Source organism: Paraburkholderia silvatlantica (assembly GCF_003096715.1).
Lineage (GTDB): Bacteria > Pseudomonadota > Gammaproteobacteria > Burkholderiales > Burkholderiaceae > Paraburkholderia > Paraburkholderia silvatlantica.
This window is the reverse complement of the sequence record NZ_QEOL01000004.1, coordinates 329,462-345,499: the sequence shown is the minus strand read 5'-3', so window position 1 is coordinate 345,499 and position 16,038 is coordinate 329,462. Positions and strand designations below refer to the sequence as shown.

13 protein-coding genes are annotated in these 16,038 nt (G+C 67.6%); 10 read left to right on the top strand and 3 right to left on the bottom strand.

Features of this window, described 5'->3' with window-relative positions; translation table 11 throughout:
* Window positions 1–8: 8 nt before the first annotated feature.
* Both C7411_RS07970 and C7411_RS07965 read right to left on the bottom strand, forming a co-directional pair.
* Window positions 9–806: a TIM barrel protein gene (locus tag C7411_RS07970; protein WP_110384132.1), complete on the bottom strand. Its 798-nt coding sequence runs from the start codon at window positions 804–806 to the stop codon at window positions 9–11.
* Window positions 807–962: 156 nt separating this feature from the next.
* Entirely contained in the window at window positions 963–1,883 is a 921-nt protein-coding gene (locus C7411_RS07965) for a LysR substrate-binding domain-containing protein (RefSeq protein ID WP_110384131.1), read from the bottom strand.
* 145 nt (window positions 1,884–2,028) lie between these two features.
* Here C7411_RS07965 and C7411_RS07960 point away from each other — a divergent pair, with 145 nt between their 5' ends.
* The 6 genes from C7411_RS07960 (at window position 2,029) to C7411_RS07930 (ending at window position 8,524) form a co-directional block, all read left to right on the top strand.
* A complete protein-coding gene (locus tag C7411_RS07960; RefSeq protein ID WP_110384130.1) occupies window positions 2,029–3,102 on the top strand; it encodes a YeiH family protein in 1,074 nt (357 codons plus the stop codon).
* A 246-nt stretch (window positions 3,103–3,348) separates the two neighbouring features.
* Entirely contained in the window at window positions 3,349–4,083 is a 735-nt protein-coding gene (locus C7411_RS07955) for a glutathione S-transferase (RefSeq protein ID WP_110384129.1), read from the top strand.
* Window positions 4,084–4,231: 148 nt separating this feature from the next.
* Complete coding sequence (locus C7411_RS07950; protein WP_110384128.1) at window positions 4,232–5,977, top strand: ClcB-like voltage-gated chloride channel protein; 1,746 nt, start codon at window positions 4,232–4,234, stop codon at window positions 5,975–5,977.
* A gap of 131 nt (window positions 5,978–6,108) precedes the next feature.
* Window positions 6,109–7,467 (top strand): C45 family autoproteolytic acyltransferase/hydrolase, encoded by a 1,359-nt coding sequence (locus tag C7411_RS07940; RefSeq protein WP_110384126.1) that lies wholly within the window; start codon window positions 6,109–6,111, stop codon window positions 7,465–7,467.
* A 247-nt stretch (window positions 7,468–7,714) separates the two neighbouring features.
* A complete protein-coding gene (locus C7411_RS07935) occupies window positions 7,715–7,987 on the top strand; it encodes a hypothetical protein (RefSeq protein ID WP_110384125.1) in 273 nt (90 codons plus the stop codon).
* A gap of 306 nt (window positions 7,988–8,293) precedes the next feature.
* The gene (locus tag C7411_RS07930) at window positions 8,294–8,524 is read left to right on the top strand and encodes a DUF2795 domain-containing protein (RefSeq protein ID WP_110384124.1); all 231 of its coding nucleotides are present in this window, start codon (window positions 8,294–8,296) and stop codon (window positions 8,522–8,524) included.
* 34 nt (window positions 8,525–8,558) lie between these two features.
* On the opposite strand, the gene C7411_RS07925 is transcribed toward C7411_RS07930, so the two are convergent.
* The gene (locus tag C7411_RS07925) at window positions 8,559–9,176 is read right to left on the bottom strand and encodes a TetR/AcrR family transcriptional regulator (protein WP_110384123.1); all 618 of its coding nucleotides are present in this window, start codon (window positions 9,174–9,176) and stop codon (window positions 8,559–8,561) included.
* A 254-nt stretch (window positions 9,177–9,430) separates the two neighbouring features.
* Here C7411_RS07925 and C7411_RS07920 point away from each other — a divergent pair, with 254 nt between their 5' ends.
* The 4 genes from C7411_RS07920 to C7411_RS07905 all read left to right on the top strand — a co-directional run bounded on the left by C7411_RS07920 (window position 9,431) and on the right by C7411_RS07905 (window position 16,006).
* Entirely contained in the window at window positions 9,431–10,567 is a 1,137-nt protein-coding gene (locus C7411_RS07920; RefSeq protein ID WP_110384122.1) for an efflux RND transporter periplasmic adaptor subunit, read from the top strand.
* 5 nt (window positions 10,568–10,572) lie between these two features.
* A complete protein-coding gene (locus C7411_RS07915; protein ID WP_110384121.1) occupies window positions 10,573–13,719 on the top strand; it encodes an efflux RND transporter permease subunit in 3,147 nt (1,048 codons plus the stop codon).
* Window positions 13,716–15,299, top strand: coding sequence for an efflux transporter outer membrane subunit (locus C7411_RS07910; protein ID WP_110384120.1), 1,584 nt, complete (start codon window positions 13,716–13,718; stop codon window positions 15,297–15,299). Before C7411_RS07915 ends, C7411_RS07910 begins: the two co-directional genes overlap by 4 nt.
* Window positions 15,300–15,385: 86 nt before the next feature.
* A complete protein-coding gene (locus C7411_RS07905) occupies window positions 15,386–16,006 on the top strand; it encodes a 2-hydroxychromene-2-carboxylate isomerase (RefSeq protein WP_110384184.1) in 621 nt (206 codons plus the stop codon).
* Window positions 16,007–16,038: the final 32 nt, after the last annotated feature.

Genomic DNA, 16,038 nt, shown 5'->3' with positions numbered 1-16,038 from the left:
GGCGGCAGTCACGCGGCAGCGAGCCACTCCACGTAATGCGCAGCTTCGTCGTCCACGCGCGCCGGATCGAACGGAAACTCAATGCCGCGCGGCACGTGCGTCGGCAGCAGCGCGAGCGCGGCGCGGCACAGCGTGTCGTCGTCGTCCGGCGCGGCGGCGAAGCGGCGCGCGCCCTCGCCCACGACGGCCTTGCAATGGATGTATTCGACGTAAGGCGCGAGCGCGGCGGCGGCGAGCAGCGGCGGCTCGCCCGGCCATTGCCAGTTGCCGATGTCGAACGTCATGCCGATTACGCCTCGTGCGCCGCCATCGCGCAGCGCGTTGAAGAGGCCGATGAACTGGTCGAGCTTCCCGCCCTGCTCGAGCTGGCCGTTCTCGACGACGACGCGCGGGCGGTTGCTCGCGTGAACCGTGTCGCCCGTGCGTGCGCCCAGTTCTTCGAGCAGGCTCGCGAGGCGCGCCGCGCTGGCGTCGCCTGCGAAACCGCCGAGTTGCAGCTTCACGAACCGCGCACCGAGCGCACGTCCCGCGGCGAGCGCGGCGCCAAGCGCCGCCTCGTCGAGCGCGCCGTCCTCGCCGTACAGCGCGTCCGGCGTGGACCAGATGCGCCACAAACCCTCGTCTGCGAGCGCCGTTCCGAGCGCGCGCAGCGCTTCGGGCCGCGCGTCGGCATCATGCATCAGCTCGCGCCGCACCTCGAACGCCTGCGCGCCCGCGCGTCGCGCCGGCCGGCTCCATGCCGCGTGACCGTCGCGCCAGATTGACTGCGCGCCGAACGCGCTCGCCACGATTGCTACTTCTGCCATTGCCGTCTTCCTGTTGCCTGCCGTCACGCACCTTGCATTCCTTGGAACCGGTTCCAAAGCCAGCTCGAAAAAAAGCGCCTGTGCGCCGGTGATCAGAGCGGATAGTGCGCGCTAGCCGCTCAGGCCGCCATTCTGGATTGCCCTGGGTCGCGTGGATCAGACGCCTGGAACGTCGGCCAGGCACAGCTCCAGGAAGCGCTGCGCGACGCGCGACGCCGCGCCCGCATGCGGCACCAGGATCGAGAAGCGCCGCGCGAGCGGTGCTGGGCCAAGACTGATCTGCCGCAATGCGCCATTCTCGTGATGCATCGACATGGCCGAAACGAAGCCGATGCCCATGCCCGCCCGCACCGCCTCCTTCACGCCCTCCACGCCTGCGATCTCCAGCGCCACGCGCATGGGCACGCCTGCGCGCGCGAACGCGCGCTCGACCACCTGGCGCACGCCCGAGCCATCCTCGCGCAGGACGAGGGGCCACTGTGCGAGCGCTTCCACCGTGATGGCCGGCATCGGTGCACGCATCTCCCCTTGCGCGTCGAGCTGCGACGCAAGCGCGTGCGAGCGCGGCACGATCGCGACGATTTCGTCCTCGTGCCAGGGATGCACGGCGGTATCCGGCGGCAACTGCTCACCTACCGGCCCCTCGATCAGCGCGATATCGACCGCGCCGAGCATGCTCACGATATCCGTCGTATTCCCGCTCGACGTTTCGAGCTTGACCTGCGGATAGCGGCCGTGGAATCGCGCCACCAGATACGGCAACCGGTAGCTCGCGGGCGTAGTGGTCGCGCCGATACGCAGCGTACCGCGCTCGAGGCCGCGCAACGCATCACGGTAGGCGAGCGCGTCGCGCCAGGTGTCGCGCAGGCGCGCGGCGTAGCCTGCGAGCTGTTCGCCCGTGGGCGTGAGCCGCACACCCCGGCCGTCGCGCTGATACAGCGGCTCGCCGATCTCGTCCTGCAGCAGCCGCAACTGGCCCGAAACGGCCGGTTGCGACAAATGCAAGGCCAGGGCAGCTCGACTGATATTGAGGTGCTCGGCGACTGCGGCGAAAGTTATCAGTTGTTCCGGGGTCATCAGGGAAAACCATCGTGTTGTCCTATATATTACTTCAAAAATCACGATTTTTCATATCGATATATCTAAATTAGGATTAGGCCATTCGATAGCGACCTGTTCGCTACCCCATTTTTCGACCGGCTCGCCCGGTAGAGAGGCCGTCATGTCCACACCCAGTCTTGCGCATTCGTTGCCGTCCACCCGCGGGCAGCTCAACGGCGTATTGTTCGTCGCGCTCTTCGCGGCAGCCGTCACCAGCGTCGCTTCGCTGCCCGCCATCGCCGGGCTCGGTATGAGCCCGCTGATCGTCGGCATCGTCGCGGGCGCCATCTATGGCAATGCATTGCGCGACGGCATGCCCGAAAGCTGGGCCGCCGGCGTGAACTTCTCTGCGCGCAAGCTGCTGCGCATCGCCGTGGCGTTCTTCGGGCTGCGCGTGAGCCTGCAGGAAATCGCCCAGGTCGGCGTGCCGGGGCTCGTCGAATCGGTCGTGATCGTCGTGAGCACGCTCGTGATCGGCACCTGGGTCGGCATGAAGCTCCTCAAGCTCGACCGCGATACGGCCATTCTCACGGCGGCCGGCAGTGCGATCTGCGGCGCGGCGGCCGTGCTCGCCTTCGAATCCACGCTGCAATCGAAGCCGCACAAGAGCGCCATGGCCGTGGGCAGCGTCGTGCTGTTCGGCACGCTTTCGATGTTCCTCTATCCGGTGCTGTTCCGCGCAGGCTGGCTGCATCTCGATACGCTCGGCGCCGGGCTCTTTTTCGGCGGCACGATTCATGAGGTCGCGCAGGTGGTGGGCGCGGCGAGCAATGTGAGCCCGGAGGCCACGCACATCGCCACCATCGTCAAGATGACGCGCGTGATGCTGCTCGTGCCCGTGCTGCTCGTGCTCGGCGTGTGGCTCAACCGCGCGGCGCGCAGCAAGGCGACGGCCGGCGGCCATGCCAGCCACGGCGGCGCACGCAAGCTCGCGGTGCCCTGGTTCGCGCTTGGCTTCCTCGCCCTCGTGATCGTGAATTCGCTCCACGTGCTGCCCGAAACGGCCACCCACGCGGTCAACACGCTCGACACCTTCGCGCTCACCATGGCGATGACGGCGCTCGGCATCGAAACGCGCGTCTCGCAGATTCGACAGGCCGGCCCGCGGGCGCTGACCGCCGGTTTCATCATCTACCTCTGGCTGGTCGGCGGCGGTCTCGCGATCACCTGGGGCGTGCAGCGCCTGTTCGGATGACCCGGCGCCCGAGAGCCGCGCGCTCCGACCCGATCCCCTGCGCGCCGGTACTCCCGGCCACCGGCTCCGCCTGCGGCGGGGCCTTTTGCGTTTCTGCGCGCGGCGCCCTTGCGCCATCTCGCGGGCGCACGCCACGCGCGAACCAGGCGCGAGCGTTGCGAGCGATACTGTGCGCTGCTGCCCGTTGCGTGGGCAGCGGCCGCGCAGGCCGTGGCGAGCACGGCCATGAACGCAAGGGGACGACCGATGGCATACGAGCTCTATTACTGGGACGGTCTGCAGGGCCGGGGCGAATTCGTGCGGCTCGCGCTGGAAGAAGCGCAGGCGCCTTACGTGGACGTCGCGCGCGGCGAGAAGAAGGACGGCCTCGGCATCGGCGCGATGATGGGCGAACTGGAGGGCGACGAGCCGTATCCGCCGTACGCCCCGCCCTTCCTCAAGGACGGCGACCTGATCGTGCCGCAAACCGCCAATATCCTGTTCTATCTCGGCCCGAAGCTCAAGCTCGCGCCGCGCGACGAGCGCCTGCGCATCGTCGCGAACGGCTTGCAGCTGACGATCGCGGACCTCGTGACCGAGGCGCACGACACGCATCATCCGATCGCGAGCGGGCTCTACTACGAGGACCAGAAGGACGCAGCGAAAGCGCGCTCGGCGGATTTCATCGCGCATCGCATTCCGAAATTCATGAGCTATTTCGAGCGCGTGCTCGCGCAGAATCCCGACGGCCCGCGCCACATGGTGGGCAACGCGCTCACCTATGTCGATCTGTCGATGTTTCAGATCGTCGAGGGCCTGCGCTACGCGTTTCCCAAAGCGACGAAGCATTTCGCGGATCACTACCCGCATGTCATCGCGCTGCGCGACGCCGTGGCGAAGCGCCCGAATATTGCCGCCTATCTCGACTCGGAGCGGCGGCTGCCGTTCAACGAAACGGGCATCTTCCGGCACTACCCCGAACTCGACCGGGCCATGCGCTGAATGCGCGCGGACCGTGGGAGGCGTCTGCCGCCGCCCGGTTTCGTGCACGCGGCGCGCCATTGCCGCCGCGCACCCGTTATGCTTGCCGCCGCACGTCGCGCCCTGCGCACGCGCGGCTTTCTTTCACCTGTAACCTGGCCCGCCCGCCGTGCTGTCATTCCTGCTGAAACTGCGCACCCGCGCCCGCGATCTCTTTCGCCTGTCCGACGCCCATACGATGCTGATCTGGTCGGTCATCGTCGGCGTGGCGGGCGCGTTTGCGACCGTGATCTTTCGCGAGGGCATCGCGCATGTGCAGATGCTTTTCACGGGTAGCGAAGGCAGCCTCGTCGAGATGGCGCGCCACCTGCCGTGGCACCGGCGCATCTGGATGCCGGCCGCAGGCGGCTTCATCGCGGGATGCCTGCTGCTGCTCGCGCAGCGCAAGGCGCCCGGCAGTAACGGCAAGGCGATGCACGCCGACTACATCGAGGCGGTGGCGATCGGCGACGGCGTCATGCCGGTGGGCACGAGCATCTGGCGCAGCCTCTCGTCGCTCTTCACGATCGCGAGCGGCGGCTCGATCGGCCGCGAAGGCCCGATGGTGCAGCTCGCCGCCCTCGCCGCCTCGCTGATCGGCCGCTGGGTCCACTTCGATCCGCCGCGGCTGCGCCTGCTCGTCGCGTGCGGTGCGGCGGCCGGTATCACGTCGGCATACAACGCACCCATCGCGGGCGCCTTCTTCGTAACCGAAATCGTGCTCGGCTCCATCGTCATGGAAAGCTTCGGGCCGATCGTCGTCTCTTCGGTCGTCGCCAACATCACCATGCGCGAGTTCGCGGGCTACAAGCCGCCTTATGAGATGCCCGTGTTCCCGCCGGTGACGGGCGTCGAGGTCCTCCTCTTCGTGGCGCTCGGCCTGCTGTGCGGCGCACTCGCCCCGCAGTTCCTCATGATGATGGCCACCGCGAAAAAGGGCTTTGGCCGCCTGAACGCGCCGCTGCCCGTGCGGCTCGCACTCGGCGGCCTCGTGGTCGGCATCCTCTCGGTGTGGACACCCGAGGTGTGGGGCAACGGCTATAGCGTCGTGAACTCCATTCTCCATTCGCCGTGGACCTGGACGGCGCTCGCCACGGTGCTCGTCTTCAAGCTCATCGCGACCGCCGCGACGGTCGGCTCGGGCGCCGTGGGCGGCGTGTTTACGCCGACGCTCTTCATGGGCGCCGTGCTCGGCTGCCTGTTCGGCCAGGGCATGCACGCGCTCTGGCCCGACAGCACCTCCGCGTCGTACGCCTACGCGATGGTGGGCATGGGCGCGTTCCTCGCGGGCGCGACCCAGGCGCCGCTCATGGCGATCCTGATGATCTTCGAGATGACGCTGAGCTACCAGGTGGTGCTGCCGCTCATGCTCTCGTGCGTGGTTGCCTATTTCGTCGCGCGCGCGATCGGCAAGGCGTCGATGTATGAGATCACGCTGCATCGCAACCGCGAGGAGGCAGAGCGCCTGCGCCTGCGCATGACGCAGATGCGCGAGCTGGTGCGCCCCGCGCAGACTGTGGTGCTGGAGAGCGCCACGGTGCAGGAGATGACGCGCGTGTTCCTCGAATATCCCGTCAAGTACCTCTATGTGACCGACGAGACCGGGCGCTTTCTCGGCGCGGTCGCGCTGGCCGACATCACTTCGGACCTGCTGCAAAAGCGCGATACCGCGAACAAGCACGCCCGCGACTACCTGAAGCCGACGTTCGACGTGCTGACTCCCGACATGCCGCTCGCCGTCGGCCTGCAGCACTTCATGTCATTCCAGGGCGAGCGCCTGCCCGTCGTCGAAAGTACGCGCGAGCCGACGCTCGCGGGCGTGGTGTACAAGACTTCGCTGCTGGACGCCTATCAGCGCATGAACGCGCAGCGGTAGGCCAGGCCGCGCGCGAGGCGCGTGGCAAAGCGCAGCGGATTTTCTAGACTGGAGGGAAACGCGCTGTGCGCCTGCGCGCCGACGCGCGCATAGAGGCAGCAAGAATCGACGCGGGGATGACCGGAGCGAAGATGAGCGAACCCTCCCTCGAAGCCGTACGCCGCGACCACGCGGGCTGGATATTCGTGCACTTGCAGGGCGAGCCTTACGATCGCGGCGAGCAGCACGGCAAATTGCTCGCCAACGAAATCCGCAACGCGATCCGCACCGCGCGCTACCTCGCGAAATGGGACACGGGCGAGGACTTCGACACCTTCATCCAGGCGGCGATCGTGCAATTCGCGCCGCGCCTCGACACCGAATTCGCGGACGAGATCCAGGGCATCGCCGACGGCGCCGGTCTCAAGTTCGCCGAAGTGCTCGCCTGGAACGGCTACATGGACCTGCTGCAGAGCTGGTGGCCGGTTCATGTTGCCGCGCAGCAGGGGACCCAGGGGCCGAGCGCGGTGCGCCCGTGGCGCGGGCGGCGCGGCCACCACTGCAGCGCCTTTATCGCCACGGGCAGCGCGACGCGCGACGGCCGCATCGTCATGGCGCACAATTCGTGGGACCGCTATGCGGCCGGCGACGCCTTCAACGTCGTGTTCGATATCGTGCCCGAGTCGGGGCACCGCATTCTCATGCAGGGCCTGCCCGGCTGCATCTCGAGCCTCACCGACTTCTGGATCAACGGCGCGGGCCTGATGGTGACGGAGACGACCATCTCGAACTTCGTCGGCTACCGCGCGAACGGGGCCCCCGAGTTCTATCGCTCGCGTCGGGCGACGCAGTATGCATCGAACATCGCGCAGTGGTGCGAGATGTTCGCGCAGGCGAACAACGCAGGCTATGTGAACAGCTGGCTTCTCGGCGACACCCGGACGGGCGAGATCGCGCGCTATGAACTGGGCCTGCAGCACGCGGGCTTCGAGAGCACGAAAGATGGCTTCTACAGCGGTTTCAACACGGCCACGGACCTCAAGATCCGCAACCAGGAATGCACCGGCGAAGCCGACGACTACACTGACGTGCGCCGCAACGGCGCGCGCCGCCTGCGCTTCATGCAGCTCGCGCAGGAGCACCGCGGCGCGATCGACGCCGAACTCGCCAAGGCGATGATCGCGGACCATCACGACGTCTACCTCGAGCGCAGCGACAACCCGTGCTCGCGCACGATCTGCGGCCATCTCGAACTCGACGACGCGCGCTTCGGCGGCGCGGACCACGGGCCGTTCAACCCATGGGGTGCGAACGACGGCAAGGTGGTCGACAGCGAAATGGCGCGCGATCTGTCGTTCTGGGCACGCTGGGGCCATCCGTGCGGTCGCCCGTTCGACGCTCAGGCGTTCATGCAGCGCCATCCGCAATGGAACTGGCTCAACGGCTATATGCGCGACCGCCCCTCGTGGCCCTGGACGCGCTTCGAGGCGCTGCGCAGGCCCTCGCTGTAATGCCGCATAACGGCGGCGCCGGAAAAAAAGCACGCGCGTTCGAGACGCGTCGGCGGATTTCCTGCCATTATGGTAATTCCGTATGCGCCTCGCGCACATGAGCCGTCCAGGCGGCTCGTTGCGCCTTCGCGTAGCGGCGCGCCGGGCCGCCCCGGCTGGCGCGGCTGCCTGCGCCGCCACCCACGCTGGCGGATGCGGTACGGCGCTTGCTGCGACCTGTGGGCCGCATGAGAAAGGAGGTCGAGCGATGAAAACCTCGACACTGATGACCACCGTGCTGTTGTCGGCGTCATGCTTCGCCGCTCCGGTACGCACCGCGCAGGAATCACCACTCGCCCAGGCCAGCGCGCATATCCCGCTCGCAAGTGGACAGTCCCACGCCTACGACGCCCCCGTGGCGCCCCCCGCCCCCAATGTGCCCGCGGCCGCGAACGGTCCGCAACACTGGGAGTACCTCACGCTGCCCAGGTCGCATCGGCTGGACAAGACGCTAAGCCCGGACCTGCACGAGCAGACCTGAGCCTGAGCGAGACTTCCGTTTGCGAACAAGCGGCAAAGAAAAGTGGCGCATGAGCGGCAAATGAGCAGCGCGTGCGCACGCCGCGAAGGCGTGCGAGGCGGATTGTGTATGCTAAGGCCTGTTCACGCCAATAACAGGCTTGCGAACGTACCTTGCCGGGTCGCAGTGCAAGAAGCACGGCGCGCCGTTAGGCCGAGCCAAACAAAGCGACGCGCGACGCCGCAAAATCCGAACAACAATCCGCACAACAAACGAGACGACGACGCGGACCGCCAACGCCGGCCGCCCGCGCAAAGGACGCCACGCATGTCAGCCTCCCGCATTCCCGACGAACCCATCGACCTGCAATTCGCCGACGTACTGCGCGAAGTGCGCTGGCCCGCCAACAAGGACGAACTCGTGGACGCCGCGCGCGATGCCGGCGCCAGCAACGAGGTGCTCGCCATCCTCGACGGCATGCCCGAGCAGGATTATCAGGACGTCGCGTCCGTTACGCGGCTGATCGGCAGCAACTACGGCCCTGGCCTCGGCTCCTGAAGCACGCGGGTCGCGGGCTGCGCGCGCGCGGAACTCACGCGTCGCGGCCGAACACCACTCGCGCGAAAAAGGTCCCCAGCACGGTTTCGACGACTGGCGGCGTGACATGCTGCGGGTCGGCCATGGCGAGAAACTGCACCCCGTCGCACAACCCCATCAGCCCGAGCGCGAGCAATTCGGGATCGAGCGGCGGCGGCATGCCCAGGCGCGCCGCAAATTCCTCGATGTACACGGCAAGACGCTCGCGCTTTTCCTTCATGAAGGCGTTGTAGCGCGTGCGAAAGCGTGCGTCGCGCGCAGCCAGCAGCCTCGCTTCCACCCACAGCAGGAAGACCTTGTTGTCCTGTGGCATGCGGCTGTAGTAGGAGAGCACGCGCGCCTCCATCTGTTCGCGCGAGACCTCGGTCTCGAAGATCGCGCGCAAGTCGGTCTGCATGGCTTCGTGATCGCGCCGCAGCAATTCCACGAGCAGGTCCGACTTGCCCGCGAAGTTCGAGTAGAACGCGCCGCGCGTGTACCCCGCCGCATGCGCGATGTCCTCGACGCTCGCGCCCACGAACCCTTTTTTCATGAACATGGCCTGCGCCGCGTCGAGCAGGCGCTCGCGCGTCTGGTCGCGGCTTTGTTCGCGGGTGAGACGAATGCGCTTCATGGCGTGAGGGCGTCGTTATGTGTCACGGATTGACGCGAGTCTAGCACTGAAACATTCTTCGGATTCAGTTCCGCACTCAGATACAAGGTTGTATTAGAATCCGGCTCATCATCCCGGGTCCGGGCCGGTGCGCGAGCCGCGCCGCGCCCGCGACTCAACGGCGGCGCAACCGGTCTGGCGGTATTGCGGTCTGCGTGCGCACCCAGCCTATCGAGGTCCAGGTGAATCGTTGCGGTCGTGGCGCATCGAGCAGGATGCGCAGTGGTACCGGAAAGTTCAGCGCGCCGTGGCGGCATGCCGCGAGTGTGGTTCTCGTGCTCGGCGTTGTCGCGCTGGCCGCGTGCGGCCAGCAAAAGGCGCCGCCGCCGCAGCCGCGCCCGGTCGTCTCGATGACCGTGCACCCCGACGGCGGCGGCGTGAGCCCCGCCTATCCCGGCGATATCGAGGCGCGCAACGCGACTCCGCTTTCGTTTCGCGTGAACGGCAAGATCATCGAGCGCAGCGTGCGCCTTGGCGACAGCGTCAAGCCGGGCGAGACGCTAGCGCGGCTCGATCCGGCGGACTTCGAAAAGAATGCAGCCAGCGCGCAGGCCCAATTAGACGCTGCGCAGCATCGCCTCGTCTTCGCGAAGCAGCAGCTCGATCGCGACACGGCCCAGTCGGCGGCCAATCTCATCGCCCGCGCGCAACTCGAGCAGACGCAGGATGCGTACGCCTCGGCCGCAGCCCAGCGCGATCAGGCGCAGCAGCAATTCGCGCTGGCAAAGAACCAGTTGCGCTACACGCAGATCGTCGCCGATCACGCGGGCGTCATCACCGCCGAAAACGCCGACACCGGCCAGAATGTGCAGGCCGGCCAGGCCGTCTACCAGCTCGCGTGGAGCGGCGACATCGACGTGGTATGCGACCTGCCCGAGCGCGCCCTGGCCGCGCTGCGCACGGGCGACACCGCGCAGGTCACGCTCGGCGCCCTGCCCGGCCGGCACTACACGGCGCGCCTGCGCGAACTCGCCGCCGCGGCGGACCCGCAAAGCCGCACGTGGCGCGCGAGGCTCACGCTCGAACATCCCGATGCCGACGTGCGTCTCGGCATGACCGCCAACGTGGCGTTCGCGGCCCCGAGCGAGGCCAGCGCGCCGGCCGCGTTTACCGTGCCGGCCACCGCGCTCTTCCACGACGGCGAAGCGCCCGCCATCTGGGTCATACATGCGCCCGACAACGTGCTGCAGCTTCGGCGCGTGAGCATCGCGCGCTATGACGCGCGCACGATCACCGTGGCGAACGGATTGCAGGACGGCGAGCGCATCGTGCTGCAAGGCGTCCATACGGTCCACGCGGGCGAGCAGGTGCGCCCGGTCGCGCCGCTGCACCCCGAGGACTTCGCGTCATGAGCCGGATGGCAGGCCCGGGGCGAGGCGCCGGTCACGAAGAGGGCCGCTTCAACCTGTCGGCGTGGGCGCTTCGGCATCGGGCGCTCGTGACCTTTCTCGTCGTACTCGCAACGATCTTCGGCGCGCTAGCCTATACGCGTCTTGCGCAATCGGAAGACCCGCCCTTCACGTTCCGCGTGATGGTGATCCAGACCTTCTGGCCAGGCGCCACCGCGCGCCAGGTCGAGGACCAGGTGACGAACCGCATTGGCCGCAAGCTGCAGGAAACGCCTTATATCGACTTTCTGCGTAGCTATTCGCGGCCCGGCGAATCGCTCGTGTTCTTCACGATGAAGGACTCCGCACCGGTGAGCGAGGTGCGCGAGACCTGGTACCAGGTGCGCAAGAAGGTCGGCGACATCGCCTACACCCTGCCCCAGGGCGTGCAAGGGCCGTTCTTCAACGACGAGTTCGGCGACGTCTACACCAACATCTACGCGCTGGAGGGCGACGGCTTTTCGCCCGCGCAACTGCACGACTACGCGGACAAGCTGCGCGAGCAGCTGCTGCGCGTGCCCGACGTCGGCAAGGTCGACTATTTCGGCGACCCGCAGCAGCGCATCTACATCGAGATTCCGAACACGCGGCTCACCCGCCTCGGCATCTCGCCCACACAGCTCGGCCAGGTGATCGGCGCGCAGAACAGCGTGTCCGCCGCGGGCACGCTCACGACCGCCGACGACCGCGTGTTCGTGCGCCCGAGCGGCCAGTACGAGGATCTCAACGCAATCGCCGATACGCTGATCCGCGTGAACGGCCGCACGTTCCGGCTCGGCGACATCGCCACGATCCGGCGCGGCTACGACGAACCGCTCGCCACGCAAATGCGTTTCCAGAATCAGGCCGTGCTCGGCATCGGCCTCACGATGCAGCCGGGCGGCGACGTGATCCGCCTCGGCAAGGCGCTCGATGCGCGCGTCGATCAGTTGCGTGCGCAACTTCCTGCGGGCCTGAAGCTCGTGGAGGTGTCGAGCATGCCCGATGCGGTGGCGCGCTCGGTGGACGACTTCGTCGAAGCCGTGGCCGAGGCCGTGGGCATCGTGCTGCTCGTGAGCCTCGTTTCTCTGGGCGTGCGCACGGGCATGGTGGTCGTCATCACCATTCCGGTCGTGCTCGCCGTCACCTCGCTCGCGATGTCCCTCTTCGGCATCGGTCTGCACAAGGTTTCGCTCGGCACGCTCGTGCTCGCGCTCGGCCTGCTCGTGGACGACGCCATCATTTCCGTCGAGATGATGGCGGTGAAGCTCGCGCAGGGCTGGAACCGCACGCGCGCCGCCGCATTCGCCTACACCAGCACCGCGTTCCCGATGCTGACCGGCACGCTCGTCACCGTTTCGGGCTTCCTGCCCATCGTGCTCGCGAGGTCGAGCACCGGCGAATACACGCGCTCGATCTTCCAGGTGTCCGCCATCGCGCTGATCGCCTCGTGGTTCGCGGCCGTCGTGCTGATTCCGCTGCTGGGCTACCGGCTGCTGCCGGAACGCAAGCCCGAGCCGGATGGGGCGAACGCCGCACATGGCGAGGATCACGAGCACGAGATCTACGACACGCGATTCTATCGGCGCCTGCGCGGCTGGATCGGCTGGTGCATCGAGCGCCATGCCATCGTGCTCGTACTGACCATTGCGCTGTTCGTGGCCGCGCTGGCGTGCTTCAGGCTCGTGCCGCAGCAGTTCTTCCCGAGTTCCGACCGGCCCGAATTGCTCGTGGACGTGCGTCTGCCCGAAAGCGCCTCGATCGATGCGACGCTGCGCCAGACGAAGCGGCTCGAAGCGGCGCTCAAGGGCCGCCCCGAGATCGACCATTTCATCGATTTCGTCGGCACCGGCGCGCCGCGCTTCTATCTGCCGCTCGATCAGCAGTTGCAGCAGCCCAATTTTGCGCAGTTCGTGATCACGGCGAAGTCGGTCGAAGACCGCGAGAAGCTCGCAAGCTGGCTCGAACCGATGCTGCGCGACACGTTCCCGGCCATCCGTACGCGTCTGTCGCGGCTCGAGAACGGGCCGCCGGTCGGCTACCCCGTGCAGTTCCGCGTAAGCGGCGACGATATCCCGACCGTGCGCGACATCGCGAACAAGGTGGCGGCGACGATGCGTGCCGATGCGCGCACCGAGAACGTCAGCTTCGACTGGGACGAACCGGCGGGACGCTCGCTGCACTTCCAGATCGACCAGCAAAAGGCGCGCGCGCTCAATGTCTCGTCGCAGGACATCGCCAACTTTCTGCAGATGACGTACTCGGGCTATACCGTCACGCAGTTTCGCGAGCGCGACAAGCTCATCAGCGTCGATCTGCGCTCGCCCGCGGCCGAACGTGTCGATCCCGCACGCCTGCTCACGCTCGCCATGCCCACGCCCAACGGCCCGGTGCCGCTCGGTGCGCTCGGTCATCTCGCCAACGATCTGGAGTACGGCGTGATCTGGTCGCGCGACCGGCAGCCCACGATCACCGTGCAGTCCGACGTGCGAGCGGGCGCGCAGGGCATCGACGTCACGCATGCGCTCGACGGCAAACTGGAGTCCATCAAGCGCGCGCTGCCTCCTGGCTACCACATCGAGGTGGGCGGCTCCGTGGAGGAAAGCGCGAAGGGCCAGGCGTCCATCTTCGCGCAGTTGCCGGTGCTCGCCATCGCCGTACTCACGCTGCTCATGATCCAGCTGCAAAGCATCACGCGCGTGCTGATGGTCGTGCTGACCGCACCGCTCGGTCTGATCGGCGTGGTGATCGCCCTGCTCGTGTTCGGCCAGCCGTTCGGTTTCGTGGCCATGCTCGGCGTGATCGCCATGTTCGGGATCATCATGCGCAACTCGGTGATCCTCGTGGATCAGATCGAAACGGATATCCGCGCCGGGCACCAGCGCTTCGACGCCGTGGTGGGCGCAACGGTGCGCCGCTTCCGGCCGATCATGCTGACCGCCGCGGCCGCCGTGCTCGCGCTCATTCCGCTCTTGCGTTCGAACTTCTTCGGACCGATGGCCACGGCGCTGATGGGCGGCATCACGATTGCGACCGTGCTCACGCTGTTCTTCCTGCCCGCGGCTTACGCGGCCGCGTTCCGCGTGCGCAGCAGCGAGACCGACGAGACCGGCAACACGCCGGAACAGGCATCATGAAGACGGATTCTTCGACATTGGCGCCGGGCGCGCGCGAAACGCCGCGTTTGCGCGCAACACGTTTTCCGCTCGCGCCGGGCTGGCTCGCCGCATGCGTCGCGCTTGCGCTGGCCGGCTGCGCGCTGGGCCCGAGCGGCGAGCCGCCCCCCATGCCGCAGCCCGAGCACTACGGCGCGCAGGCGCAACCGGCACAGACGGTCGCCGCCCAGGGCGTCGCGCAGCAGTTCGTGACGGGCGCGCAACCGGTGCCGCAATGGTGGACGCTCTACGGCTCCGACGCGCTCGATGCGCTCGTGAACGAGGGGCTCGCCAACAGCCCGGACCTCGCGGCGGCCGACCACAACCTGCAGGCCGCGCGCGAGCAGTTGCGCGGCCAGATCGGCAGCTCGCTGCTGCCGACCGTCGACGCCATCGGCATTGCGCAACGCCAGCAGCAACCCGCGATCCCGCAGTTCGGCATCGACCAGCTGCAGTACGCGATTTTCGCGGGCTTGATCGACGTTCGCTATACCTTCGACGTGTTCGGCGCGACCCGCCTGAACAACGCGGCGCTCGCCTCGCGCGTGAACGTGCAGGCGTTCCAGTTCGAGGCCGCGCAGCGCGCGCTCGCGGCGAACATCGTGGCGAGCGCGCTCGGCGCAGCGACGCTGCATGCGCAGATCGACACGACCCAGCAGCTGATCGCTCTAGCCAATGCGCAGGCCGACGACGTGCAAAAGCGCTACGCGCTCGGCTCGGCCTCGCGCACCGATCTGCTCAGCGCGCAGCAGAGCGCGGCGTCTCTCGCGGCGAGCCTGCCGGGGCTACGTCAGCAATGGGTCGCACAGCGCCATGCGCTGGCCGTGCTGATCGGCCGCACACCCGACCAGGCGCCGCCCGACCTCGATCTCGCCAGCCTGACCTTGCCCGCACAGGTCCCGGTGGTCATACCTTCAGAACTCCTGAGAACGCGGCCCGACATCGAAGCCGCCGAAGCCACGCTCAAGGCGGCCGCAGCCGGCGTCGGCGCCGCGACCGCGCAGATGTACCCGAGCATCACGCTTTCGGCAGCGCTCGGCCAGGGCGGCTTCAGCTGGCCGGTCGTGACTTCCGGCGCGGGGGCGCTGTGGGCGGTCGGTGCTTCGCTTTCGCAGCCGATCTTCCACGGCGGCGCACTCGTCGCGCAGCGGCGCGCGGCGCTGCAGTCCTACGAAGCGGCCAACGACACCTATAAGCAGACGGTGCTCACCGCGTTCCAGGACGTCGCCGACCGTCTCGCCGCGCTCGATCACGACGCCCAGGCCCTCGAAGCGGCCAGTACCTCGGCGCGCACGGCGCAAGGCGTCTACGAGGACACCAACGCCCGCTACAAACTGGGCGCGGTGCCGTGGTACGCGGTGCGCCAAAGCGAGCAGCAATGGCGTAACGCGCGGCTCGACGAAATCCGCTATCGCGGCACGCGGCTTTCCGATACGGCGGCCCTCTTCCAGGCGATGGGCAATCCGCCGGTCAATCCGGCGACGCTCGGCGGCGGGCGCGGGGCGGATACGGCCGCTGCCGCGCCTGCATCGGACGCCGGAGCCGCTGCGCAAGGCAAGTAACACGCGCGACTGTCCGGACGCCCCGGGGTACCATGATCGGCAACGCGCCGCGCACACCGGCGCCACCGCTTCATGGAGACGACACCATGCCCCGCCCATCGCTCGACTTCTGGTTCGACCTCGCCAGCAACTACAGCTATCTGAGCGTGATGCGCATCGCCGCCCTTACGGCGCGAAGCGGCGTGGATGTCCACTGGCGGCCCTTCCTGCTCGGCCCGATTCTCGACGCACTCGGCTGGGAAGGTCCGCCCTTCGTCGTGCAGAAGGAAAAAGGCGCCTACGTGTGGCAGGACATGCGTCGGCAGTGCCGCAAATACGCGCTGCCGTGGCAACAGCCCAGCGAGTTTCCGCGCCGTACCGTGCTCGCAACGCGCATCGCCGTGCTCGCCGTCGACGAACCGTGGCTGCCCGACTGGTGCCGCGCCGTCATGATGCGCAACTATGGCGACGACCGCGAAGTCGATTCGCCCGAAGCCGTCGCACACATGCTCGCCGCGCTGGGACTGCCGGCGCAGCGGCTCATCGAGGAAGCCGGCAGCGAAGCGAACCGGCTGCGCCTGCGCGAGCGGACCCAGGCGGCGCGCGATCTCGGCATCTTCGGCGCGCCGACATTTTTCGTCGGCGATGAAATGTTCTGGGGCAACGACCGGCTGGAAGACGCCATCGAAACGGCGCTGTGCCCGCCGCAGAACCGGGACGGTGCGTAGCGCGTGCACACAAAGCCTTTGGCGTCAGCCAG